Origin of the sequence: Pseudomonas sp. 22515 (assembly GCF_052044625.1) — a bacterium.
In the GTDB taxonomy this organism is placed as follows: Bacteria; Pseudomonadota; Gammaproteobacteria; order Pseudomonadales; family Pseudomonadaceae; genus Aquipseudomonas; species Aquipseudomonas alloputida.
In genome coordinates this window covers 1-23,507 of the sequence record NZ_JBQENN010000024.1, presented here as the reverse complement: position 1 = coordinate 23,507, position 23,507 = coordinate 1, and the positions used below count along the sequence as shown (strand labels likewise).

Annotated in this window: 22 protein-coding genes; 12 read left to right on the top strand and 10 right to left on the bottom strand. The window is 62.2% G+C overall.

All coding sequences use genetic code 11. The features are described 5' to 3' along the window. Positions 1-201: 201 nt before the first annotated feature. Positions 202-1,866, top strand: coding sequence for an energy-dependent translational throttle protein EttA (ettA, locus tag ACTJJN_RS20600; protein ID WP_440781567.1), 1,665 nt, complete (start codon positions 202-204; stop codon positions 1,864-1,866). A 225-nt stretch (positions 1,867-2,091) separates the two neighbouring features. Continuing rightward, positions 2,092-3,432: an NADP-specific glutamate dehydrogenase gene (gdhA, locus tag ACTJJN_RS20595; protein ID WP_003247498.1), complete on the top strand. Its 1,341-nt coding sequence runs from the start codon at positions 2,092-2,094 to the stop codon at positions 3,430-3,432. A 198-nt stretch (positions 3,433-3,630) separates the two neighbouring features. Here gdhA and ACTJJN_RS20590 read toward each other — a convergent pair whose 3' ends face one another. From ACTJJN_RS20590 to ACTJJN_RS20575, 4 genes are all read right to left on the bottom strand, one after another. Continuing rightward, a complete protein-coding gene (locus ACTJJN_RS20590; protein ID WP_012051151.1) occupies positions 3,631-4,128 on the bottom strand; it encodes a GreA/GreB family elongation factor in 498 nt (165 codons plus the stop codon). A gap of 67 nt (positions 4,129-4,195) precedes the next feature. Next, positions 4,196-4,552, bottom strand: coding sequence for a hypothetical protein (locus ACTJJN_RS20585; protein WP_004575712.1), 357 nt, complete (start codon positions 4,550-4,552; stop codon positions 4,196-4,198). 215 nt (positions 4,553-4,767) lie between these two features. Beyond that, positions 4,768-6,621, bottom strand: coding sequence for an Lnb N-terminal periplasmic domain-containing protein (locus tag ACTJJN_RS20580; RefSeq protein ID WP_440781566.1), 1,854 nt, complete (start codon positions 6,619-6,621; stop codon positions 4,768-4,770). A gap of 71 nt (positions 6,622-6,692) precedes the next feature. Beyond that, the gene (locus ACTJJN_RS20575) at positions 6,693-7,181 is read right to left on the bottom strand and encodes a DUF3015 domain-containing protein (RefSeq protein WP_003247492.1); all 489 of its coding nucleotides are present in this window, start codon (positions 7,179-7,181) and stop codon (positions 6,693-6,695) included. 249 nt (positions 7,182-7,430) lie between these two features. Here ACTJJN_RS20575 and ACTJJN_RS20570 point away from each other — a divergent pair, with 249 nt between their 5' ends. The 5 genes from ACTJJN_RS20570 (at position 7,431) to ACTJJN_RS20550 (ending at position 12,261) form a co-directional block, all read left to right on the top strand. Beyond that, the gene (locus ACTJJN_RS20570) at positions 7,431-9,869 is read left to right on the top strand and encodes a Lon protease family protein (RefSeq protein WP_004575710.1); all 2,439 of its coding nucleotides are present in this window, start codon (positions 7,431-7,433) and stop codon (positions 9,867-9,869) included. A 162-nt stretch (positions 9,870-10,031) separates the two neighbouring features. Continuing rightward, entirely contained in the window at positions 10,032-10,370 is a 339-nt protein-coding gene (locus tag ACTJJN_RS20565; protein ID WP_003247487.1) for a PA4575 family protein, read from the top strand. A 176-nt stretch (positions 10,371-10,546) separates the two neighbouring features. Then, a complete protein-coding gene (locus tag ACTJJN_RS20560; protein ID WP_003247486.1) occupies positions 10,547-11,035 on the top strand; it encodes a TIGR00645 family protein in 489 nt (162 codons plus the stop codon). 217 nt (positions 11,036-11,252) lie between these two features. Beyond that, positions 11,253-11,558 carry a DUF6482 family protein gene (locus ACTJJN_RS20555; protein WP_012051153.1) on the top strand — a complete coding sequence of 102 codons (306 nt, stop codon included), beginning with the start codon at positions 11,253-11,255 and terminating at the stop codon, positions 11,556-11,558. A gap of 85 nt (positions 11,559-11,643) precedes the next feature. Further along, positions 11,644-12,261, top strand: coding sequence for an FKBP-type peptidyl-prolyl cis-trans isomerase (locus ACTJJN_RS20550; RefSeq protein ID WP_003247482.1), 618 nt, complete (start codon positions 11,644-11,646; stop codon positions 12,259-12,261). Positions 12,262-12,287: 26 nt separating this feature from the next. Here ACTJJN_RS20550 and ACTJJN_RS20545 read toward each other — a convergent pair whose 3' ends face one another. The 3 genes from ACTJJN_RS20545 to ACTJJN_RS20535 form a co-directional block, all read right to left on the bottom strand. Then, positions 12,288-12,533 (bottom strand): PA4570 family protein, encoded by a 246-nt coding sequence (locus ACTJJN_RS20545; protein ID WP_010951938.1) that lies wholly within the window; start codon positions 12,531-12,533, stop codon positions 12,288-12,290. 84 nt (positions 12,534-12,617) lie between these two features. Further along, entirely contained in the window at positions 12,618-12,959 is a 342-nt protein-coding gene (locus ACTJJN_RS20540; RefSeq protein ID WP_003247477.1) for a zinc ribbon domain-containing protein YjdM, read from the bottom strand. Between the two features lie 159 nt (positions 12,960-13,118). Beyond that, positions 13,119-14,087, bottom strand: a complete 969-nt coding sequence (locus tag ACTJJN_RS20535) for a polyprenyl synthetase family protein (protein ID WP_003247469.1) — start codon at positions 14,085-14,087, stop codon at positions 13,119-13,121. A gap of 244 nt (positions 14,088-14,331) precedes the next feature. Between ACTJJN_RS20535 and rplU the strand changes: the two genes are divergently transcribed. From rplU to ACTJJN_RS20510, 5 genes are all read left to right on the top strand, one after another. Next, positions 14,332-14,646: a 50S ribosomal protein L21 gene (gene rplU, locus ACTJJN_RS20530; RefSeq protein WP_003247466.1), complete on the top strand. Its 315-nt coding sequence runs from the start codon at positions 14,332-14,334 to the stop codon at positions 14,644-14,646. A 38-nt stretch (positions 14,647-14,684) separates the two neighbouring features. After that, entirely contained in the window at positions 14,685-14,942 is a 258-nt protein-coding gene (gene rpmA / locus ACTJJN_RS20525) for a 50S ribosomal protein L27 (RefSeq protein ID WP_003247464.1), read from the top strand. Between the two features lie 188 nt (positions 14,943-15,130). Continuing rightward, positions 15,131-16,357: an Obg family GTPase CgtA gene (cgtA, locus tag ACTJJN_RS20520; protein ID WP_003247460.1), complete on the top strand. Its 1,227-nt coding sequence runs from the start codon at positions 15,131-15,133 to the stop codon at positions 16,355-16,357. Between the two features lie 85 nt (positions 16,358-16,442). Then, positions 16,443-17,561 carry a glutamate 5-kinase gene (proB, locus tag ACTJJN_RS20515; RefSeq protein ID WP_003247458.1) on the top strand — a complete coding sequence of 373 codons (1,119 nt, stop codon included), beginning with the start codon at positions 16,443-16,445 and terminating at the stop codon, positions 17,559-17,561. Beyond that, positions 17,558-18,019 carry a CreA family protein gene (locus tag ACTJJN_RS20510; protein ID WP_012051156.1) on the top strand — a complete coding sequence of 154 codons (462 nt, stop codon included), beginning with the start codon at positions 17,558-17,560 and terminating at the stop codon, positions 18,017-18,019. Before proB ends, ACTJJN_RS20510 begins: the two co-directional genes overlap by 4 nt. A gap of 285 nt (positions 18,020-18,304) precedes the next feature. Here ACTJJN_RS20510 and mksF read toward each other — a convergent pair whose 3' ends face one another. The 3 genes from mksF to mksB are packed head-to-tail and all read right to left on the bottom strand — an operon-like array spanning position 18,305 to position 23,119. Next, positions 18,305-21,136: an Mks condensin complex protein MksF gene (gene mksF / locus ACTJJN_RS20505; protein ID WP_003247454.1), complete on the bottom strand. Its 2,832-nt coding sequence runs from the start codon at positions 21,134-21,136 to the stop codon at positions 18,305-18,307. Beyond that, complete coding sequence (gene mksE / locus ACTJJN_RS20500) at positions 21,133-21,840, bottom strand: Mks condensin complex protein MksE (RefSeq protein WP_003247452.1); 708 nt, start codon at positions 21,838-21,840, stop codon at positions 21,133-21,135. The genes mksF and mksE overlap by 4 nt, the downstream gene beginning before the upstream one ends. Further along, positions 21,830-23,119: an Mks condensin complex protein MksB gene (mksB, locus tag ACTJJN_RS20495; RefSeq protein WP_003247449.1), complete on the bottom strand. Its 1,290-nt coding sequence runs from the start codon at positions 23,117-23,119 to the stop codon at positions 21,830-21,832. Before mksB ends, mksE begins: the two co-directional genes overlap by 11 nt. Between the last annotated feature and the right edge of the window lie 388 nt (positions 23,120-23,507).

Here is a 23,507-nt window from a genome sequence, read left to right as displayed (position 1 = left end):
CCGCGAAGAGGCCGGCACAGGCAATGAATTCATCCCAGGGACCGCACTGGTCACACCCCACCATCGGCCCCTCCTATGCAACGCCGCGCGTTGGCGTAGAATGGTCGACTTTGTTCAATGACACCCCCAATACACATCTCCCTGGCCATGCTGCCGGGGCGATCGGCGATGTCTTTACCTATCTGATTAGAGGGCTTGGTTTTGGCTCAATACGTCTACACCATGCATCGGCTGAGCAAGGTCGTGCCGCCGAAGCGGGAAATTCTCAAGAACATTTCCCTATCGTTCTTCCCAGGCGCCAAGATTGGCGTACTTGGCCTGAACGGCGCCGGTAAATCGACCCTGCTGCGGATCATGGCGGGCGTCGACAAGGAATTCGACGGCGAAGCCCGTCCGATGCCCGACATCAACGTGGGTTACCTGCCACAGGAACCGCAACTGGACCCAACCAAGACCGTGCGTGAAGTGGTCGAGGAAGCGGTCAGCGTAATCAAGGACGCCCAGGCCCGCCTGGACGAGGTCTACGCGGCCTACGCCGAGCCGGATGCCGACTTCGACAAGCTGGCCGCCGAGCAGGCCAAGCTGGAAGCCATCCTGCAGGCCGCTGATGGCCACAACCTGGAGCGCCAGCTGGACGTCGCTGCCGACGCCCTGCGCCTGCCCGCCTGGGATGCGCGCATCGAACACCTGTCCGGTGGTGAGAAGCGCCGTGTGGCCCTGTGCCGCCTGCTGCTGTCGGCACCCGACATGCTGCTGCTCGACGAACCGACCAACCACCTGGACGCCGATTCGGTGGCCTGGCTGGAGCGCTTCCTGCACGACTTCCCGGGCACCGTGGTAGCCATTACCCACGACCGTTACTTCCTCGACAACGTCGCCGGCTGGATCCTGGAGCTGGACCGCGGCGCCGGCATCCCGTACGAAGGCAACTACTCGGGCTGGCTGGAAGCCAAGTCGGAGCGTCTGGCGCAGGAATCCAAGCAGCAGAGCGCCCACGAGAAGGCCATGAAAGAGGAACTGGAATGGGTGCGCAAAGGCGCCAAAGCCCGCCAGTCCAAGTCCAAGGCCCGTCTGCAGCGCTTTGAGGAAATGCAGTCGCAGGAATTCCAGAAGCGCAGCGAAACCAACGAAATCTACATCCCGGCCGGTCCGCGCCTGGGTGACAAGGTCATCGAGTTCAAGAACGTCACCAAGGGCTACGGCGACCGTGTGCTGATCGACAACCTGTCGTTCGCCATGCCCAAAGGTGCCATCGTGGGCGTTATCGGTGGTAACGGTGCCGGTAAGTCGACCCTGTTCCGCATGTTGATGGGCAAGGAGCAGCCGGACTCGGGCAGCATCGAGATCGGTGAAACCGTGCAGTTGGCCTGTGTGGACCAGAGCCGCGAGGACCTGGACGGCGCCAAGACCGTGTTCCAGCAGATCTCCGACGGTTCCGACCAGATCCGCATCGGCAACTACGAGATCCCTTCGCGTACCTACGTTGGCCGCTTCAACTTCAAAGGTGGCGATCAGCAGAAGTTCGTCAAGGACCTGTCCGGTGGTGAGCGTGGCCGCCTGCACCTGGCCCTGACCCTGAAGGAAGGCGGTAACGTTCTGCTGCTCGACGAACCGTCCAACGACCTCGACGTCGAAACCCTGCGTTCGCTGGAAGAAGCCCTGCTGGACTTCCCGGGCGCCGCGATCGTGATTTCCCACGACCGTTGGTTCCTGGACCGTGTGGCTACTCACATCCTGGCGTACGAAGATGACTCGAACGTGGTGTTCTTCGAAGGTAACTACACCGAGTACGAAGCCGACCGCAAGAAGCGTCTGGGTGATGCTGCAGCCCAGCCGCACCGTGTACGGCACAAGAAACTGGCATAGTAAGCCGGTTTTCTGATGCACAAGAATGGGGCCCCAATGGGCCCCATTTTTGTGCCTGGCGGACCGCTATAAAGGGCGAGGCGAAGGTGTATTTTGTATACACTTACATAAAACGCACCAAATAATTTCAAAAAAACGACATTTCGCCCTATTCCGGTGCGATTGCTTCTTGGTACATTTCTGAAAAAAACCAATAAGTCCAATCCTCTTGGTGAGATGTCTACCATGATCGAATCTGTCGACAATTTCCTTGCACGCCTAAAGCAGCGTGACCCAGGCCAGCCGGAATTCCACCAAGCGGTGGAAGAGGTGCTGCGCACCCTGTGGCCATTCCTTGAAGCCAACCCCCACTACCTGCAGTCCGGCATCCTCGAGCGCATGGTCGAGCCCGAGCGCGCCGTACTGTTCCGCGTCTCCTGGGTCGACGACCAGGGCAAGGTGCAGGTCAACCGCGGTTACCGCATTCAGATGAGCAGTGCCATTGGCCCGTACAAGGGCGGGCTGCGCTTCCACCCCTCGGTGAACCTCAGCGTGCTGAAGTTCCTGGCGTTCGAGCAGGTGTTCAAGAACTCGCTGACCTCGCTGCCCATGGGCGGCGGCAAGGGCGGCTCGGACTTTGACCCGAAAGGTAAGAGCGACGCCGAAGTGATGCGCTTCTGCCAGGCGTTCATGAGCGAGCTGTATCGCCACATTGGCGCTGACTGCGACGTACCGGCCGGTGACATCGGCGTGGGTGCCCGCGAAATCGGCTTCATGTTCGGCCAGTACAAGCGCCTGGCCAACCAGTTCACCTCGGTGTTGACCGGCAAGGGCATGACCTATGGCGGCAGCCTGATCCGCCCGGAAGCCACCGGCTATGGCTGCGTTTACTTCGCCGAAGAAATGCTCAAGCGTCAGGACAAGCGTATCGACGGCCGCCGCGTGGCGGTGTCCGGTTCGGGCAACGTCGCCCAGTATGCTGCGCGTAAGGTCATGGACCTGGGCGGCAAGGTGATCTCGCTGTCTGACTCTGAAGGTACCTTGTATGCAGAAGCCGGCCTGACCGACGCTCAGTGGGACGCCTTGATGGAGCTGAAAAACGTCAAGCGTGGACGTATCAGCGAGCTGGCCGGGCAATTCGGCCTGGAGTTCCGCAAGGGCCAGACCCCGTGGAGCCTGCCGTGCGACATCGCCCTGCCATGCGCCACGCAGAACGAGCTGGGCGCCGAAGATGCCCGCACCTTGCTGCGTAACGGCTGTATCTGTGTGGCCGAAGGCGCCAACATGCCGACTACCCTCGAGGCTGTGGATATCTTCCTGGACGCCGGCATTCTGTACGCCCCGGGCAAGGCCTCCAATGCGGGCGGCGTAGCCGTGTCGGGCCTGGAAATGTCGCAGAACGCCATGCGCCTGCTGTGGACGGCCGGTGAAGTGGACAGCAAGCTGCACAACATCATGCAGTCGATTCACCATGCATGCGTGCACTACGGTGAAGAGGCTGATGGCCGTATCAACTACGTCAAGGGGGCGAACATTGCGGGCTTCGTGAAAGTGGCCGATGCGATGCTGGCTCAGGGCGTGGTCTGATCTGAGGCCGTAGGGGCCGCTTTGCGGCCCATCGCGACGCAAGGCCGCTCCCACAGGGATGGCGCCAGCTTTTAGAAATTGAGCAAGACAGTTGCTTCCACAGGCTGGACTGCACCCGAGAAGTTGGACAACCAGGCAGTCAAGGCCCTGTGGGAGCGGCCTTGCGTCGCGATGGGCTGCAAAGCAGCCCCAGGGCCCTCAACCCTCGCCCAGAATCTCAACCACCTCTATCACCTGTTCCCCCACCGGCCGCCGCCAGACCACCTCATCACCCGGCCCAGCCCCGAGCAAAGCCCGCCCCAGTGGCGAACCCCAGTTGATCAACCCGTGCCCGGCATCCGCCTCATCCTCGCCTACCAGCCGCACCACCTGCTCCTGGTCATGCGTGTCGACAAACCGCACCCGGCTACCAATCTGTACCTTGCTATGCGAAGTCGCCGCCGGTACCACCTGTGCGCTTTGCACCCGCGCGCTGAAGTAGCGCAGATCCCGCTCGGTATCGGCCAGCCGTTGCTTGTCGCCCTGTTCGCCCTGCGCCTGCAGTTCGCTGCGCAAGGCATTCAGCTCGGCCACCCGCGTCTGCAGCTGGCGCAGGCCGCTGGCCGTCACATAGTTGGGCTGTTCGCTGATGCGCCGCTCGACCGGCTGGTCGGCCTGGTCGGCGGCTTGGTCTTCGTTGACGAATGCTCGGCTCATGTAGGGCCTCCTTGTGCATGAGACCATCATGGCAGGCCGCCGGTTTAAAGGAATGTCCGTTTGCGACTCAATTGTGGCGATAGGCCTTGGCAGCGCCGCGGTCCTTTTCCTGCTCCCACTCGCGGTCGCGCTGGTCCCAGAAGCGCTCGTGGTATTGGCGCTGTTCTTCGCTGTTCTGCATGGCGTGACACTGGCGGAAGCCATCGTCCCAGCCGGTTTCGTACTGACGCTCGTGCAGGTAGCGCGGTACGTTTTTGCGAAAGTTGCCCACCATCAGCCCGGCCGCCTGGCGGCCACTGCTGCAGCCGTCCTGGAAGCCATCCGCATAGGCGGGCGGGTAACCGTGGTTGACCATCTGCTCGTGGGTGGTTTCGCAACCTGACAGCAACACCGCAATGCACACGCCGAACCAGTACCGCGACATAGCCACAAAGCCCTCCAGTTGATGATGGGAAGTCTAGGTGGCGGTTTGTCGGGTAGGTGTCAAAACAGTGTCAAAGAGTTGGTTCAGTCACACTGCTTTACTAGCCTAACTGGCCAATTCGCGGGCAAGCCCGCTCCCACAGGTACTTGCACAGGCCTCGAATCTTGTGGGGCCCTGTGGAAGCGGGCGTGCCCGCGAAAGGCCGCAAAGCGGCCTCAGTAGTGATACCACTTCAGCTCCAGCATCACCTCGTTTTGCGCCGTAGCCAGGTGGCTGAACTCACGCGAGGCGCTCAACCGAAGACCAAGGTTCTGGCTGATTTCCCACTGCTGGTTCAGGCTTACACTGCGTCGCACTTCGCCGTTGGTGAAGTAATCGCCCTTGGCCTCCAGCGTCATGTTGCCCAGTCCGTTTCGCCACAGCAGCCCGCCATTGAAGCCAGCCGCCGGGGCAATGAACTGAGCGAAGTCGTTGTGATGCTCGACCCGCACCGTGCCCAAGGCAAATCCCAGCAAACCGTCGGCCAGCTGCCAGGTGCCGCCAGCGCCACCATTCACATGGCTCACCAGCACTTCGTCATCATGCTTGCCCGGCACCCGCTCCAGCCCCCCAGCCACTTGCCATGACCAAGGCTTGAGCAGCTCGTTACGGGGTGTCAGTGAACGGATGGTGGCCAGGTCCAGGCGCTGCACCTGCCAATCGTTGCCTTCGTACTGGCGCAGCTTCAATTGCAGGATTTCGATCTGTGCGCCCAGCGGGAAGCCATAGGCGTTGTCATTCAGGTCGTGGTAGGCCATGCGCAGGCCATATTCGGCGTAGGCGCGGTCTTCACGGGTGCCCACGCCCAGTTGCCAGGTGCGCGAGTCATGGCCATCCTCGGGCAGGCCGGGGCGCTCGATCTGCAGGGGCGGCGGCGGGTTGCCGTTGATCGCCCGCAGCAACTCGAAGCTGCGTTTGGCCTGCCCTGGGTCGCGTTCCTGGCCATTGGCCCGATACCGCTCAAGGCGATACGCGGCATCTTGCACCAACGCTTGGCGTTCGCGAGGCAGGGCCTGGAATTCAGGGCTTTGCAATTGCGCAGTGTCGGCGCTTACAGCCAGCACCTGGCGCTTTTCGTTGGGGTCGAGTGGCTCGGCCCTGGCCAGCAATTCACGTTCGCGAGAGGGGCGGTAGGTTTCGCTGGCGACCAGGCCGGACTGCTTCACGGCTTTCACCGTGTCGGTGGGAATGGCGGTCAGCGGGAACTGAGGCGTCAGGTCCAGGCTTGGCCGGGCCACTTGCAGCAGCTCCAGCAGGCGATACGAGCAGTTTTCGTCGAAGAAGAAGTAGTCGAACTGGATCTGCTTCAGCTCCCACACATGCTCGACCATACGTCCGGTTTCTTCGGGGGTCAGGTCCAGCTGGTATTCCCACAGGTCGCGGTTTTCCAGGCTGCGGTATTCGGACAGTTTTTCCTGGTAGGGCATCAGCGCGAACAGCCCCGGGTAGCCACCCATCAGGCCTTTCCAGGCGTACAGGATGCTGTTGTCGCTGCCTTCGATATAGGCACCGAAGTTGATGGCGTAGCTCAGCAGCGTGGTGTCGTCGCTGCGGGTGTTGGACTGGTCGATGCGCAGCAGGGTGTGCCCGAACATCGACGATGGGCTGTTCAGGTAGGCTGCCGGGAAGATCAACGCGGCGCTGTGCGGGTCGATCGACTGGTACCAGGTCTTGAATTCCTGGCAGTCCGGTTGTGGCAAGTCTTGCAGTTCGAGCTGTTCGCGCAGCCAGCGGGTGCGCGCGGGGAATACGCACTGGGCGTGCTTGTCACCGAGACTGGCCGGGGCATACAGCGCATCGACCGTAGCCTTGAGTTCCTGGTCCGGATGGTGCGCGCCATCTTCGGCGAGGAAGAACGCATCATCATCCACATAGCTGCGCCAGCCGCCGAGCTTGGCGGTTTCGTAATGTCCAATGGCGAGCCAGAAAGGGGTATTGGCCAATTGCTGGAGACGGCCTGGATCCAGCAGGGGGGCGGCATGAACAGGGGCGCAGGCACACAGCGCCAGGGCAGCGAGGCGTTTGAGCATATCGGGCAACTACTTCTTGACGATGCCGAAAAAGGCGAAACCCGCCCCGGGTGGGGCGGGAGCAGCTGTGCTTAGGCCTCGGTAGCGTATTTGGCCAGGCGTGGGTCGCTCTTCAGAACGGCCAGGGTGTTGCTGTGGACAGTTTCGGCAGTGACGTCGGCGCTGCTGAAGATCTGGTTGAAGTGCTGGTGGGTGACCGAGTTGAAGTAGCTGCGGTCCTCCGGTGCTACGCCGAGAACGACGGCATAGGTGGTCAGTGCTTCGCCCTGGCCCATGGCCATGTCTTCGGAAAGCTCGTTCATCATGCCGTTCATGGCGAACCAGGACTTGCCGCCGTAGGTCAGCGAAGCCTTGGTCGAGCAGCCGTTGGTGCCGGAGGTCATGCCGAAGGTGGCGTTACCGGAGGTGCCGTTGGTGGTAGAAGCCAGGAAGTGTGCCGGCGTGCCGCGCTGGCCTTCGAACAGCATGTTGCCCCAGCCGCAGTTCGGGCCGCCAGGCGCTTCGGCCATGGCGTTCAGCGAGACCACGGTGAACAGAGTACCCAGAAGAATCCGTTTCATAGCATTTGTTCTCTTTGTCTTAACCAAGGGTCAGGGTTTCTGGCAACTCGGTTGCCAGGTCGGGAAAGCTTTTCACCCACCCGCGCAGCTTGGAGTTTAGGCACGATCTAAAGGTTGCGTTGTTGATTGCGAAAAATTTGCTGTCACAAGACTGCACCGGCTGCGACATAAAGTCCCGTGGAGCCTTGCAAGGCGCGCGCGGGCAGCGCCAGAATGCTGCGTATCTGCCCGCCGAAGTAAGGAAACCCAATGCCCGATCCTGTCGCTGCGCGCCTGCGTCTTGCGCCTGAAGCCCTGACCCGGCGTTTCTCACCCGAGCAGTTTGCTTTTACCCATACCGACGATCTGGAGCCGTTTCGCGGAGTTCTGGGCCAGGAACGTGCTGTCGAGGCCCTGCAGTTTGGCGTGGCCATGCCGCGTCCTGGTTACAATGTGTATGTGATGGGCGAGCCCGGCACCGGGCGCTTCTCGTTCGTCAAGCGCTACCTCAAGGCCGAGGGCAAGCGCCAGCAGACCCCGGCTGACTGGGTCTACGTCAACCACTTCGACGACACCCGTGAACCACGCGCACTGGAGCTGCCGTCCGGAAGCGCCGCCGAGTTCATCAGCGACATGGGCGGATTGATCGACAACCTGCTGTCGACGTTCCCGGCGGTGTTCGAACACCCGTCCTACCAGCAGAAGAAGGGCGCCATCGACCGCGCTTTCAACCAGCGTTATGACCGTGCTCTGGATGTGATCGAGCGCGCGTCGCTGGAAAAGGACGTGGCCTTGTACCGCGATGCCAGCAACGTCGCCTTCACGCCGATGGCTGATGGCAAGGCGCTGGATGAAGCTGAATTTGCCCAATTGCCGGAGGAGGTGCGCGAGCAGTTCCACGAGGACATTGCCCTGCTTGAGGAGCGCCTCAACGAGGAGCTGGCCAGCCTGCCGCAATGGAAGCGCGAATCGAACAACCAGCTGCGCCAGCTCAACGAAGAAACCATCACCCTGGCACTGCAGCCGTTGCTGGCGCCGCTGTCGGAAAAGTACGCCGAAAACGCGGCGGTGTGCGCCTACTTGCAATCGGTGCAATTGAACCTGTTGCGTACGTTGGTCGAGCAACTGGTCGATGACAGCAAGTCCGACGCCGTGGCCCGCAAGCTGCTCGAAGAGCAGTACGCGCCCAGCCTGGTGGTGGGCCATCACGCTGACGGTGGTGCGCCGGTGGTGTTCGAGCCGCACCCGACCTACGACAATTTGTTTGGCCGTATCGAATACAGCACCGACCAAGGTGCGCTGTATACCTCCTATCGCCAACTGCGCCCAGGCGCGCTGCACCGGGCCAACGGCGGCTTCCTGATTCTGGAAGCCGAGAAAATGCTGGGCGAGCCGTTCGTATGGGACGCGCTCAAGCGTGCGCTGCAGTCGCGCAAGCTGAAGATGGAGTCGCCGATCGGTGAGCTGGGCCGTGTTGCCACTGTCAGCCTGCAGCCGCAGGTGATTCCGCTGAACGTCAAACTGGTGATCATCGGCTCGCGCCAGCTGTACTACGCGCTGCAGGACCACGACCCGGACTTCCAGGAGATGTTCCGCGTGCTGGTGGACTTCGATGAAGACATGCCGATGGTCGACGAGAACCTGGAGCAGTTCGCCCAGCTGTTGCGCACCCGCACCAACGAAGAGGGCATGGCGCCGCTGACCAGTGACGCGGTGGCGCGTCTGGCCACCTACAGTGCGCGTCTGGCTGAAAACCAGTCGCGCCTGTCGGCGCGTATCGGCGACCTGTTCCAGCTGGTCAGCGAGGCTGATTTCATTCGCCAGCTGGCCAGTGACGAAATGACCGACGCAGGCCACATCGAGCGTGCACTCAAGGCCAAGGCCACCCGTACCGGCCGTGTGTCGCAACGGGTGCTGGACGACATGCTCGCCGGCATCATCCTGATCGACACAGAAGGCGCGGCCATCGGCAAGTGCAACGGCCTGACCGTGCTGGAAGTGGGTGACTCGGCGTTCGGCATGCCCGCGCGTATTTCGGCCACCGTCTACCCCGGCGGCAGCGGTATTGTCGATATCGAGCGTGAGGTCAACCTTGGCCAGCCGATCCACTCCAAAGGGGTGATGATCCTCACCGGTTACCTGGGCAGCCGCTATGCCCAGGAGTTCCCGCTGGCGATCTCCGCGAGCATCGCCCTGGAGCAGTCCTACGGCTACGTGGACGGCGACAGCGCCTCGCTGGGCGAAGCCTGCACGCTGATCTCGGCCTTGTCGCGCACGCCGCTCAAGCAGTGCTTCGCCATCACAGGTTCCATCAACCAGTTCGGTGAAGTGCAGGCGGTGGGTGGGGTGAACGAGAAGATCGAGGGCTTCTTCCGCCTCTGCGAGGCGCGTGGCCTGACCGGCGAGCAGGGGGTGATCATTCCGCGTGCCAACGTCGCCACCCTGATGCTTGACGAGCGCGTGTTGCAGGCGGTGGAGAACGGCATGTTCCACGTCTACGCGGTCAGCCAGGCTGATGAGGCGCTGAGCCTGCTGGTGGGCGAGGAGGCCGGGGTACTCGACGACAAGGGGCTGTTCACCGAGGGCAGCGTCAATGCTCGGGTGGTGGAACGCCTGCGTGAAATTGCCGAGATGATCAGCGAGGAAGACATCGAGAAGGCAGAAAAGGAACGCCTGGAAGAGGTGATTGCCCAGGCCAAGCCGGCCTGAGTCAATAAACCGGCGCTGGCGGCGATGTGCTACCGTTCAGCGCCAGTTTTCCATCTTTCTGTACTGTTCCTCTATGCTGGAACTTAAGGACGGTACAGCGTTCAGGATGGAAACAGCCTGAGGGTTTCGGGCTGAACAAGGCTCATTGGAGGGGACGCGGCCATGCGCAACCTCAGCCTCACACGCCAGTGCCTGGGCCTGGTGACCCGTATCGAATGCAGCATCCGCCCGCTGGCCGGTGACAACGGCATGTGGACGTTGCTGTTCGCCGCCGGCATGGCCGGTGAACAACCCTCCGCGATCAAGGCGCAGGGCCCGTTCCATGGGCCACTGGTGGCCGAATCGGTGCTCAATGCCATTGTCGACAGCCTGACCCTGCATGGGTACCAGGTGGCCGAGGACCCGCAGATCTGGTGTTTGCATTTGCAGGCGCAGTTGCGGCGGATCAATGGTGAGCGGTGTCGCAATCTGGGGGATTACCAGTTTCATCCTGAGACCTGAAGAATGCCGGGGCCGCTTTGCGGCCCATCGCGACACANGGTACAGCATCGCCTTGCTGTGGGAGTGTGGCCTTGTGTCGCGATCAGGCTGCGGAACAGCCCCCGGGCTTTTGCTGTAACAGGTGGCTGGCTATACTCGCCGTCGCTTTTTTAGTCACCTGATGAGTCCTGAACTTCATGGAACGTATCCTCGAAAACGCGATGTATGCCTCGCGCTGGCTGCTCGCACCGATCTACTTCGGCTTGTCCCTCGGCCTGCTGGCCCTGGCGCTGAAATTCTTCCAGGAAGTGGTCCACGTCCTGCCCAACGTCTTTGCCCTCAGCGAAGCCGACCTGATCCTGGTGATCCTGTCGCTGATTGACATGTCGCTGGTCGGTGGCCTGCTGGTGATGGTGATGATTTCCGGTTACGAGAACTTCGTCTCGCAGCTGGACATCGATGAAAGCAAGGAAAAGCTCAACTGGCTGGGCAAGATGGACTCCTCGTCGCTGAAGATGAAGGTTGCCGCGTCGATCGTGGCGATTTCGTCCATTCACCTGCTGCGGGTGTTCATGGATGCGCAGAACATCTCCACCGATTACCTGATGTGGTACGTGATCATCCACATGACCTTCGTGGTCTCGGCGTTCTGCATGGGCTACCTGGACAAGCTGACCAAGCACTGAGTCCCGCCAGGCCTCACTGCAATTCCTGGGGGGGCGGGCATGCCCGCGAACACCGGCAAAGCCGGTGCCAGCCACCGCGTGGCCTGCTTCGCGGGCACGCCCGCTCCCACAGAGATCGAGGCTCAACTGACGAGTGGCGTCAGTCATGCCTTGCGCATTCTCCCTTCCTGTACAAAAAATGAGCTCTCATGCGTGGTTCCTATTGCGAGGTGCTCTCATGAACCTGCATCAGCTCAATACCGAGGCCAGGGCTGGCCATGTCGAAGAACTGAACCTGATCGCCATCGAGGGCGGTGACTACCTGCTCGAGGCCCGGGTCAAAGGCCATGCTCACCCCCTGTCCGATACCCGCGGTGAACGCTTGCGCGTGCACTCGGTGGAGGATGCGCGCAAGTTGCTGCTAACCATCCCCATGGTCTCGATGAACCTGGTGCACTGGTCGGTGCAGGACGAAATGTGCGGCATGGGTACGCACCCGGAAGAAGACCTGAAGGTGCCGATTTCCCAGCGTTCGGCCTGGTAGCTGCTCGCAGCGCCCCAGTGTGCTAGGCTGCTCGCCCTTTTTATCAAGGGCGCGGCTGCATTGCGCCCTGCAGTGGAGCACGACAATGTCCGAACTCAACCTGTCTACCGACGAAACGCGCGTCAGCTACGGTATCGGCCGTCAGCTGGGCGGCCAGCTGCGCGACAACCCGCCACCAGGCGTTAGCCTGGAAGCCATCCTGGCCGGCCTGACCGACGCCTTCAACGGTGCCGACAGCCGCGTCAGCGAAGCCGACCTGTCGGCCAGCTTCAAGGTCATCCGTGAGGTGATGCAAGCCGAAGCTGCAGCCAAGGCCGAAGCCGCCGCTGCTGCTGGCAAGGAGTTCCTGGTCGAGAACGCCAAGCGTGAAGGCATCACCACGCTGGCTTCGGGCCTGCAGTTCGAAGTGCTGACCGCTGGCGAAGGCGCCAAGCCGACCCGCGAAGACAACGTGCGTACGCACTACCACGGCACCCTGATCGACGGCACCGTGTTCGACAGCTCCTACGAGCGTGGCCAGCCGGCTGAATTCCCGGTCGGCGGCGTGATCGCTGGCTGGACCGAAGCCCTGCAGCTGATGAACGCTGGCAGCAAATGGCGCCTGTACGTGCCAAGCGAGCTGGCTTACGGCGCCCAAGGCGTTGGCAGCATCCCGCCGCACAGCGTACTGGTGTTCGACGTCGAGCTGCTCGACGTTCTGTAATGCCCTAGAGGCCGGCCCTGCCGGCCTCAATTCCAGTCTGTCCCCCCAGGGCGCAATGCCCGCGCATAGCAGAACAGAAACAGATTCCGTACCAGTTCCTTGAGCACCCCCGGCTCACTCGAATTCAGCCCGCTCATGTCCAGGTCACCCTGGTCACGCAGTTCGTCGAGGGCTTCTTCTTCAAGCACCGCGCACACTTCGCCGGTTTCCCGATGAAGAATGCGCAGGTAGGGGTGAGGGCGTTCCAGCCAGGCGTCGATCAGATAAGTCATGGCAATTCTCCTTGGACAGCAATTCCAATGAGAATAATTCTTATTACGTAAATGGCAAGCGCCAATTGCCGGATTTTTGTGTAATCAGACTTTGCGGACGAACTCGGACTTCAGTTTCATGGCACCGATGCCGTCGATTTTGCAGTCGATGTCGTGGTCGCCGTCGCACAGGCGGATGTTCTTGACCTTGGTGCCAACCTTGACCACCAGGGACGAACCCTTGACCTTGAGGTCCTTGATCACGGTGACGGTGTCACCGTCTTGCAGGATGTTGCCGACCGAATCCTTTTTCACCACCTCGTCACTGGCCGCCTCGGCATCGCCGCCGGCCGACCACTCGTGGGCGCATTCAGGGCAGATCAGCTGAGTGCCATCCTCATAGGTGTATTCGGAGTTGCATTTTGGGCAGGGTGGCAGAGTGCTCACTTCGGTTCCTCAAACAAACAGACGGGCGGTTAAAAGCCCACATTGTAAAAGGTAATTTCCCGGAAGTGATTATGTCCGGACAAAAAGCATCGCGGGCAAGCCGGCTCCCACAAATGGTGTAGGAGCGGGCTTGCCCGCGAATGAAGGCGACTCGGTCTGTCAGTGCGTACGCGCGACCGCAAACTCGCTCAGTTCAACCAGCGCATCCCGGTATTCACTGGCAGGCAGCACTTCGAGGCAGGCGATGGCACGCTTCACGTAATCGCGCGCCAGCTCGGCGGTGTACTGCAGCGCGCCCGACTCTTCGACCGCGACGCGAATCTGTTCCAGATCTTCCAGGCCGCCCTTCTGGATCGCCTGGCGTACCAGCGCCGCCTGCTCGGCAGTGCCTTCGCGCATGGTGTAGATCAGTGGCAGGGTAGGTTTGCCCTCGGCCAGGTCGTCACCGACGTTCTTGCCCAGGGTCTGCGAGTCACCCTTGTAGTCCAGCAGGTCGTCGACCAGTTGGAAGGCCACGCCCAGATGGTCGCCAAAGGTACGCAGGGCTTCGCGCTGCTCGTCGGTGGCCTGGGCCAGTGCCGCAGCACTGTGGGTAGACGCTTCGAACAGCATCGCCGTCTTGCCGCGAATGACCTCCATGTAGACTTCCTCGGTGGTGCTGGCGTCGCGTACGCGCGACAGTTGCAGCACTTCACCTTCGGCAATCACCCGGGTGGCCTTGGACAGAATCTGCATGACCGGCATCGAGCCCAGTTCGACCATCATTTCGAACGAGCGCGAATAAAGGAAGTCGCCCACCAGCACGCTCGGCGCGTTGCCCCACAGGGCATTGGCGGTAGAGCGGCCACGGCGCATGCCGGACATGTCGACCACGTCGTCGTGCAGCAGGGTGGCGGTGTGCAGGAACTCGATGGTGGCGGCCAGCAGGCGCAGGTCGTCGCCTTCGCGGCCCAGGGCCTTGCCACACAGCAGTACCAGCAGGGGACGCAGGCGCTTGCCACCGGCGGACGTGATATAGTCGCCGATCTTCGATACCAGCGGCACGCGCGAGGTCAGCTGCTTCTTGATGATCTCGTCGACGGCGCTGAAATCATCAGCCACCGCGCGGTAGAAGGTTTGGGGTTGCATCGGCTGCTCCAGTGAGGTTGCGCGGCATGCTAGGTCGCAGGTCCCGGTGTGTCAAGGCGCGGTGCCCGCTGGCCGGGGGCGGCACTTGCAAGCAAAACCGCGGTTGCGTACAATCGCGCACCCTAACTTCCTGGGCAGCACCTGCCTTACGCAATTGCGCCGGGCCGTTCCAGCCCTGTGCAGCCATGCCAGCCAATACTCATCATATAAAGCGCTGGGTGAGCAGGATTATCGGAGAAATACCATGTCTTACGCAGTAATCGTTACCGGCGGCAAGCAGTACAAAGTCGCTGAAGGTGAATTCCTCAAGATCGAAAAACTGGAAGTCGCCACTGGCGAATCCGTGACCTTCGATCGCGTTCTGCTGGTCGCCAACGGTGAAGAAGTCACCATCGGTGCTCCAGTTGTTGCTGGCGCTAAAGTAGTGGCCGAAGTCGTTTCGCAAGGCCGCCACGACAAGGTTCGCATCATCAAGTTCCGTCGTCGTAAGCACCACATGAAGCGTATGGGCCACCGCCAGTGGTTCACCGAGATCAAAATCACCGGCATCCAGGCTTAATCCCCTAGATCCCCTGAATTTATTTGGAGAATTGAACCATGGCTCACAAGAAGGCTGGTGGTAGTACTCGTAACGGTCGCGACTCAGAATCTAAACGCCTTGGCGTGAAGATGTATGGCGGCCAGGTTATCAAGCCAGGCAACATCATCGTCCGTCAGCGCGGTACCGAATTCCACGCTGGCTACGGCGTTGGCATGGGCAAGGACCACACCTTGTTCGCCAAGATCGAAGGCGTGATCAAGTTCGAGAAGAAAGGCGAGTTCATGCGCCGTTACGTGAGCATCGTCGCCGCTTAATCGCGACGTCGCTCCAGAAGCCCCGTCATGCGACGGGGCTTTTTCGTTTGTGGTGAGCCTCTTGCAAAGCTGTTTGTCTGGGTTGCCGGCGTTGGTTTCTACGGTCGTACGGGGCCGCCGCGCTCATTTTTGCAAGAGCCTCATGTTTTTGAGTCATTCAGCTCGTCTACCGACGAGAGGCGGTTTTAATGAAGTTTGTTGACGAAGTATCCATTCGGGTCAAGGCCGGTGACGGTGGCAACGGTTGCATGAGCTTCCGTCGCGAGAAGTTCATCGAGAACGGCGGCCCTAACGGCGGTGACGGCGGTGACGGTGGCTCGGTGTACATGATTGCCGACGAAAACCTGAACACCCTGGTCGACTACCGCTACACCCGTCACCATGAAGCCCAGCGTGGCTCCAACGGCGGTAGCACCGACTGCACCGGCAAGAAGGGTGAAGACCTGTTCCTGCGCGTGCCGGTCGGCACCACCGTGATCGATGCTTCCACACAGGAAGTGATCGGTGACCTGGTTACCCCCGGCCAGAAGCTGATGGTCGCGCAAGGTGGCTGGCACGGGCTGGGCAACACCCGTTTCAAGTCGAGCACCAACCGTGCACCGCGCCAGACCACCCCAGGCAAACCGGGTGAGCAGCGTGACCTGAAGATGGAAATGAAGGTGTTGGCCGACGTCGGCCTGCTGGGCTTGCCGAACGCTGGCAAGAGTACCTTCATCCGTTCGGTCTCGGCCGCCAAGCCGAAAGTCGCCGACTACCCGTTCACTACCCTGGTGCCAAACCTGGGCGTGGTCAGCGTCGACCGCTGGAAGAGCTTCGTCATCGCCGACATCCCCGGCCTGATCGAAGGCGCCTCTGAAGGTGCCGGTCTGGGTATTCGCTTCCTCAAGCACCTGGCGCGTACTCGCGTGCTGCTGCACCTGGTGGACATCGCGCCGCTGGACGAAAGCAGCCCGGCCGATGCCGCCGAAGTCATCGTCAACGAGCTGACCCGCTTCAGCCCGTCGCTGGCCGAGCGTGAGCGCTGGCTGGTGCTGAACAAGGCCGATATGGTCATGGACGACGAGCGTGACGAGCGTGTGCAGGAAGTGATCGATCGTCTGGAGTGGGAAGGCCCGGTCTACGTGATCTCGGCTATTTCCAAGCAGGGCACCGACAAGCTCAGCCACGACCTGATGCGCTACCTCGAAGACCGCGCCGACCGCCTGGCCAACGACCCGGCCTACGCCGAAGAGCTGGCCGACCTCGACCAGCGTATCGAAGACGAAGCCCGTGCCCAGCTGCAGGCCCTGGACGACGCCCGTACCCTGCGCCGTACCGGCGTCAAGAGCGTGCACGACATTGGCGACGATGACGGTTGGGACGATGATTTCGAGGACGACGAAGACGGTCCGGAAATCATTTACGTGCGCGACTGATCGGTTGCAGTACACTAAACGCCGCTCTCTGGAGCGGCGTTTTTGTATCCACGGTATCTACAGATTCGACATAGGTTGGAAGAAGATGCGAAGCAAGGTGACGGGCGCCAAGCGCTGGGTCGTTAAGATTGGCAGTGCTCTGCTGACCGCCGATGGCAAGGGCCTCGACCGCGGTGCAATGGCCGTTTGGGTCGAGCAGATGGTCGCGCTGCGTGAGGCAGGCGTGGAGTTGGTACTGGTCTCCTCCGGGGCCGTGGCTGCCGGCATGAGCCAGCTGGGCTGGACCAAGCGACCGAGTGCGATGAACGAGCTGCAGGCGGCTGCCTCGCTCGGCCAGATGCGCCTGGTGCAGGCCTGGGAGTCGAGCTTCGGGGAGCACGGGAAGCACACCGCGCAGATCCTGCTGACCCATGACGACCTGTCCGACCGCAAGCGTTACCTGAATGCCCGCAGCACCCTGCGCACCTTGGTCGATCTGGGTGTGGTGCCGGTGATCAACGAAAACGACACCGTGGTCACCGACGAGATCCGCTTTGGCGACAACGACACCCTGGCGGCGCTGGTGGCCAACCTGGTCGAGGCCGACCTGCTGGTGATCCTCACCGACCGCGATGGTATGTTCGATGCCGACCCGCGCAACAACCCCGAGGCGCAGTTGATCTACGAAGCCCGTGCCGACGATCCCTCGCTGGATGCCGTGGCCGGTGGTACCGGTGGTGCCCTGGGCCGTGGCGGCATGCAGACCAAGCTGCGTGCGGCGCGCCTGGCTGCCCGTTCCGGTGCCCACACCATCATTATCGGTGGCCGCATCGAGCGTGTGCTGGACCGTCTGAAGGCGGGCGAGCGCCTGGGCACCTTGCTGTCCCCTGAGCGCGGCATGCTCGCGGCGCGCAAGCAGTGGTTGGCCGGTCACCTGCAAACCCGTGGCACCCTGGTGCTGGATGCTGGTGCCGTGCAAGCGCTGCGTCAGGCCAACAAGAGCTTGCTGCCGGTTGGCGTGAAGACTGTGCAGGGCAGCTTCCGTCGTGGCGAGATGGTGGTGTGCGTCGGCCCGGACGGTGTTGAAGTGGCTCGCGGCCTGGCCAACTACAGCGCCCTGGAGGCGCAGAAGATCATTGGTCAGTCGTCCGAAGCCATCGAGTCGATCCTTGGCTACAGCGCCGAGCCGGAACTTGTACACCGCGACAACCTGGTGCTGGTATGAGCCTGCTGAAGAGCGTAATCGCGGTGGCTGCGTGCGTGCTGCCGTTGTTGGCTGGCGCCGAAGAGGTCGGCCAGGTGTCCACCGTGTTCAAGTTCCTCGGGCCGAACGACCGCATTGTGGTCGAGGCGTTCGATGACCCTAAGGTTGAGGGCGTGACGTGCTACCTGTCACGTGCCAAGACTGGCGGCGTGAAGGGGGGCTTGGGGCTGGCCGAGGACCGGGCGGAGGCATCGATTGCCTGTCGTCAGGTCGGGCCGATCAACTTCAAGGGTGAGCTCAAAGATGGCGAGGAAGTGTTCAAGGAGCGCACCTCGCTGGTGTTCAAGACCATGCAGGTGGTGCGCTTTCTCGACAAGAAGCGCAACACGCTGGTGTACCTGGTGTACAGCGACCGCATGATCGAAGGCAGCCCGCAGAATGCGGTGACTGCCATTCCGATCCTGCCTTGGGCTCATTGATAGCCCGCGCCTACATACGCTCGGTGGTTGGACACAGGCCGTCGTACGCATCGGTGGTTGGGCGCAGGCCGCCGTAGGAGCGGGTTCACCCGCGAAAGGGCCGGGCCTGCTGGCCAATTTCCACCCGCCGTTCACCGTTGCCGCCGCCACCGTATTCGCGGGTAAACCCGCGCCTACATACGCTCGGTGGTTGGACACAGGCCGTCGTACGCCTCGGTGATTGGACACAGGCCGCCGTAGGAGCGGGTTTACCTGCGAATGGGCCGCAACGCGGCCCCGGCTATCTCAGGCCAGCTCCTCGGCCTGATCCTCACGCACAACCGCCTTCACTTCATCCAGCCGGCTGATGAACTTCCAGTCCGCCTCGTCGATGTAGATGCCGTTCGGCCCGCTGCCACCTTCCAGGTCGATCGCAACGTGCGCCGAGACCTGTGGTTTCACACTCGCCAGGATCGGTACGAAGCCCAGTTGCTGGCTGGTTTCCAGCAGTGCCGCCTGGTTGCGTTCGTCGATGTCTGCCGCTTCGTCCAGGTAGTACGGCAGGCGAATGCGCCCAGCCAGGTCACGGTCCATCAGGTGCAGCAACAGGTACATGTTGGTCAGCGCCTTGATGGTCATGGTGGTGCCGTTGGACGCCGCACCGTCGATGTCGGCGTGGATGATCGGCTGGCCATTGACCTTGGTGATCTCGAACGCCAGTTCGAACAGGTCCTTCAGGCCCAGCTGGTTGTGGTTGGCCGCCACCAGCCGTGCCAGGTACTCCTTGGCCTCTTCGTTTTTGTTGTCCTGGTCTGCACTCTGGGTCAGGTCGAAGACCGACAGGGTTTCGCCTTCTTCGTACTGGCCGGCACTGTGGATAATCTGGTCGATGTGCTTGAGCGCTTCCTTGTTCGGCGCCAGTACCACACGGAAGCTTTCCAGGTTGGACACCTGGCGCTTGTTGATCTCGCGGTTGAACAGGGCCAGCTGGTGCTCAAGGCTGTCGTAGTCGCTGCGGATGTTGCGCAGGGTTCGGGCGATGTCGGTGACCGCAGCGCGGCGTGCCTTGGCCAAGGTCAGGGCTTCGTCGGTACGGTGCGCGTAGGCGTTCACCAGCAGTTGCAGGCGGCGTTCCATGTCGTCTTCGCTGTCAAACTTGGCAACGCCTTTCAGGCGCACCTGGGCGTACAGCGCCTCGATCTGGTTGTCCACACGCTGCAGGCCTTGCCAGCTGTCCTGGTAGTCATTGAGCAGCGGCAGCAGGTTGTCCATCGAGTCGTCGATGGCTTCCATGTATGGCGTGCCGTAGGGCAGGTCGGCCGGCAGCAGCTGGCGACGGCGCAAGGCGTCTTCCAACGTGCGCTGCTTGGACTCGAGGTCGCCGAGCTGACGGCCGACCAGTTGCAACTTGGCTGACAGCTGCTGGACGCGCTCGGTGAAGGCGTCGCTGGAGCGCTTGAGTTCGTCCTGGGCCGCTTCCAGCTGCGAGAGCTGTTCCAGCTTCTCGGGCTCTTCGGCGGTGAGGGTTTGGCTACGGCGGAAGTCTTCCAACGCCTTCTGCGCGTCCAGCACTTCCTGGTACAGGGTTTCGGTCTGCGCTTTGGACGCGGAGCGGTCGGCGGCCACGGCCTGCTGGGTCTTGAGCTGCTTGAGTTCTTTTTCCAGGCGCTCTTTCTGGTCGCGCAGGGCGGCGCGGTCGGCCAGGGCCTGCAGGGCCGGTGGGTCGATGTGGGTCAGGTCGATGGCCAGGCCCGGGGCCTCGAAGCGCTCGCCCTTGAAGCCGTCCAGTACCGCTTCCAGCGATTTTACCCACAGGTCACTGTCGTCCAGCTCGATGCCGCGGTCGCCCAGCGGCAGGCTGAACAGCGCGCCGTTGAACAGGCGCATCAGGCGGTCGACGTCCTGCTGCGAGAACTCTTCGCGCAGGCGGGCATAGCTGTTGTTGTCAGCGTGGTCCAGCTGCTGCTTGACCTGCTTCAGGCGTTTTTCCAGGTCGCGTACGCGCTCGTCGAGGTCTTCGGCACTGAACTGCCGTGACTGGGCCAGGGCGCCGGCCAGCTCGTCGTGGGCGTCTTTGGCTGCCAGCAGTTGCTGCTCCAGTACCTTGACGTCATCGACCAGCGCAAAGCGGTGCTTGAGCACCGACAGCTCGCCTAGCCAGCGCTGGATACCGGTAATTTCACGCTCCAGGCGCATCAGCTCCTGGGTGCCGCCACGCTGGTCGTTCTGCAGGCGGTCCTGCTCGCCACGGTAGTGCTCGGACTGGATGACCAGCTCTTCCTTGCGCGCCATGGCGTATTCCTGCCAAGTGCCCAGCAGGGTGTCGAGCACAGGCGAAATGCGGTGCAGCTTGCCACGCAGGATGTCGCGCTGGGCCACGCCACCGGCCAGGGCCTCGACCAACGGGCCGGCAGCCACCAGGGCGTTGTAGTCCTGCTCCATGCGGCGTACGTCGCGGAAGGCTTCCTCGCACGCAGCGATGTAGTCGACGCTGCCCGAGCGCAGGCTGTGCTCGAAGGCGTCGAGGAACAGCTGCTTGAGCTTGGCGGCGGTGATCTCACGCATGTGCAGCAGGTTGATGAACAGCGCGCGGAAGGTTTTCAGGCTTTGCTCGCTGGTGGAGCGCAGCGGGATCATGGTCAGGTCCAGCGGCACCGAAGTGTGTCCGCCCACCAGCAGCCGGCGCAGTTCGTCCGGCTTCAGTTCGTAAGCCTTGATCCCCAGGCGTTCAAGGTTGGTGAACAGCTCTTTCTGACGCAGGCAGGTGTCGTTCTTCTGGTAGTGGGCCAGGTCCAGTTCGCCCTTGTAGGCGAAGAACTGGTGGCCGAAACCGCCACCCGGGCCGCGCCCTACCACACCAATCACGTGCGTGCCGTGGGGCAGGCTCAGTTCGCAAAGAATGTACGACGTGTCGCTGGCGAAGTAGAAGCGGCGCGATTGCTCAAGGCTGTACTTGCCGAAACTCATGTCCGACATACGTGCCAGGATCGGGAACTGCAGGGCATTGATCGAAGCCGATTTACCCAGGTTGTTGGCGCCGTATACCGACAGCGGGTGCTCCAGCGGGAACAGGCCAAGGCTGTAGCCGGCGGTGTTGAGCAATGCGAAGCGGCGGATGCCGTAGCGTTCCTGGCTCATGCGTCAATCTCCTGTTGCTCTTCGCGGATGGCCCGGGCCAAGGCGTCCTCTTCGCTTTCCTCGCCCTGGAAAGGCGTGAGGTCGAGCGGGTCGTCGGTACGGTTGAGTTCTTCGGCGCTTTCTTCCTCGACCAGTACCGGGGTCGGCAGCGGCAGGGCGCTGTGCAGGGTGGCGGCCAGGTCGCGGTCCTGCTGCACCGACAGGCACACATCGAGGAAGCGGTGCATGGGCGGCAGGAAGCGGTAGATGCCGCCTTCCTCATGGGCGAAGCCGAGCTGGGTCATGCGCCGCAGGATTTTTTCTTCCAGCTCGTCCACGGTCTGCACTTCGGCCTGCAGGAACAGGTCGCGGTACTTGTCCAGCAGCGAGGGCAGTTCGTCGCGACCGATGCTGCCGCCATCGAGCACGGCCATCGGGTCGCGGCCCTGGTCAGCAAGGTGCTCGACCAGGATGAAGGTGAACAGCGACAGGCGCTGCGCGGTCTTGTTGACCTGCGCGGCGGTCATGTCCGGTACGAAGTAGTAGAAACCACGGGTATCGCACACCAGTTCGAAGCCCAAGGCCTTGAACAGGGTGCGGTACTGGTCCTGGAAGTTCGACAGCTGGGCGTACAGCTCAGGGTCGCGCCGGCTGACGTGGAAGCCTTTGAACAGCTCGCGGAAGATCGGCGCGAGCTGGGACAGTTCGGAAAGATCAAGATGCATGGGCTGGGCTCGCGTTGGGTTCGGTAGGCGCGCTAGGGGCGTCTTCGCGGCTGGAGGTCAGGGCGAACGAATGCAGGCTGACCAAATGTTCCTGAGTGGTGTATTCGCGGCGGTCGAGGCGTTCGCGCTTGAAGCGCTTTTCCCGCGACAGGCGCGAGAACCAGTACAGCAGCTCGTCGGTGGCGCCTTCGGGCTCCTGCTCCAGCAGCCAGACCATCAAGTCGGGCAGTGGCAGGGCCTGTTCGCAGCGTTCGGCCATTTCCTTGACCGTGCGCGGGGCACGGGGCAGGGCGCCGGACTGGGTCTTGTGGGCTTTGGGGAAGCGCGCCGGTTTGGGCTCGAAGCGGGCCAGTGCGTAAACGTAGGCCTCGACCTGGCTGGCACTGCCAAGGAAGGTGCTTTGCGGGCGGGTGAACATCGGCATGGCCGCCTGCGGCACGGCATCGATGCCCTTGCGCCGGATCACCGACAGGGCCAGTGCGGCGCCGCGGGTCACGGCGTTGTGGCGGCGGGCTTCTTCGCGCAGCGGCAGCAGCAGTTCGCGGGCGTGGCGCAGGGTCAACTGGGCGCTGGTCTGCATTTCCAGAATGCGCGCGTGGGTGCGCAGCAGCATGTCGTCGTCGACCAGGTGGCCCAGGCGCGCCTGTTCGCCCAGCAGTTTCAGCAGCACGGTCTCGACCTTGCGTACACCCTGCTCGAAGGCGCCGTCGGCGTTGACCAGCTGGATCATCGGCTCGACGTATTCGTCCCAGGTGGCCAGCACTTCGGCATAACGCTGGCGCAGCGGAATCTGGCGGTTGCTGGTCTTGGCCCGTTCGGCCACGGCCACCAGTGCCTGCTCGTCGTTGTCGAGCTTTTTCAGCACATCGCGCACACGCATGTCGAGCAGGCGCAGCTGGCGTGCCAGGTCGTCGCTGTCGCGGTTGTCGAAGGCATCCTGGATGTGCCCGGCCAGGCGCTCCAGGTGGCGCAAGTAGGCTTCGATCTCCAGGCACAGGCCCAGCCGGTGTTCGCGGCGCAGGTAGGCGAGGAAGTCGTGGATCTGCGCGTTGAGCTCGAAACGGTTCGGGCTCTTGGCCACCGGGACCAGGATATCCAGGCGGATCCACACGTCGAGTAGCTGGGTGATGTCCTGCGGGGTGCTTTCGAGCTGCTGGCGGGCCACATGCTGGCGCAGTTCGACCAGGCTCAGGGTGCCCTGGTCGAAACGCTCGCACAGCGGCTCGATCAGGGCCCAGTGTTCGGCTAGGGCGCGCAGGACGCGCTTGGGTTCGATCATTGGCTTCGACTCGTTGCCAAGAAAAAGGGGGCGATTGTACTGCATTCGCGGGGGTGGTTTTTACCCCTTGGTCTGTAATGAGAGATAACCTTTAGGTTTGTGGGTGTATGTCGTTGTTCTAGTGGCACTCGTGAGATCGAGCGCCGCCCGCGCGGCGCATCGCGACGCAAGGCCGCTCCCACATTTGTTTCGGGCCAATCAATCCTGATTCATTGGCGCACGGTCCCTTGCTTGTCCCCCTTCGATATCGCGTCGTGCACCCAGGGGGACGCGCGCCAATGGCACAGGCATGACTGGCCAGAAACAAATGTGGGAGCAACTGTCTTGCTCAATTTCTAAAAGCTGGCGCCTGTGGGAGCGGGCTTGCCCGCGAACACGGGCAAAGCCC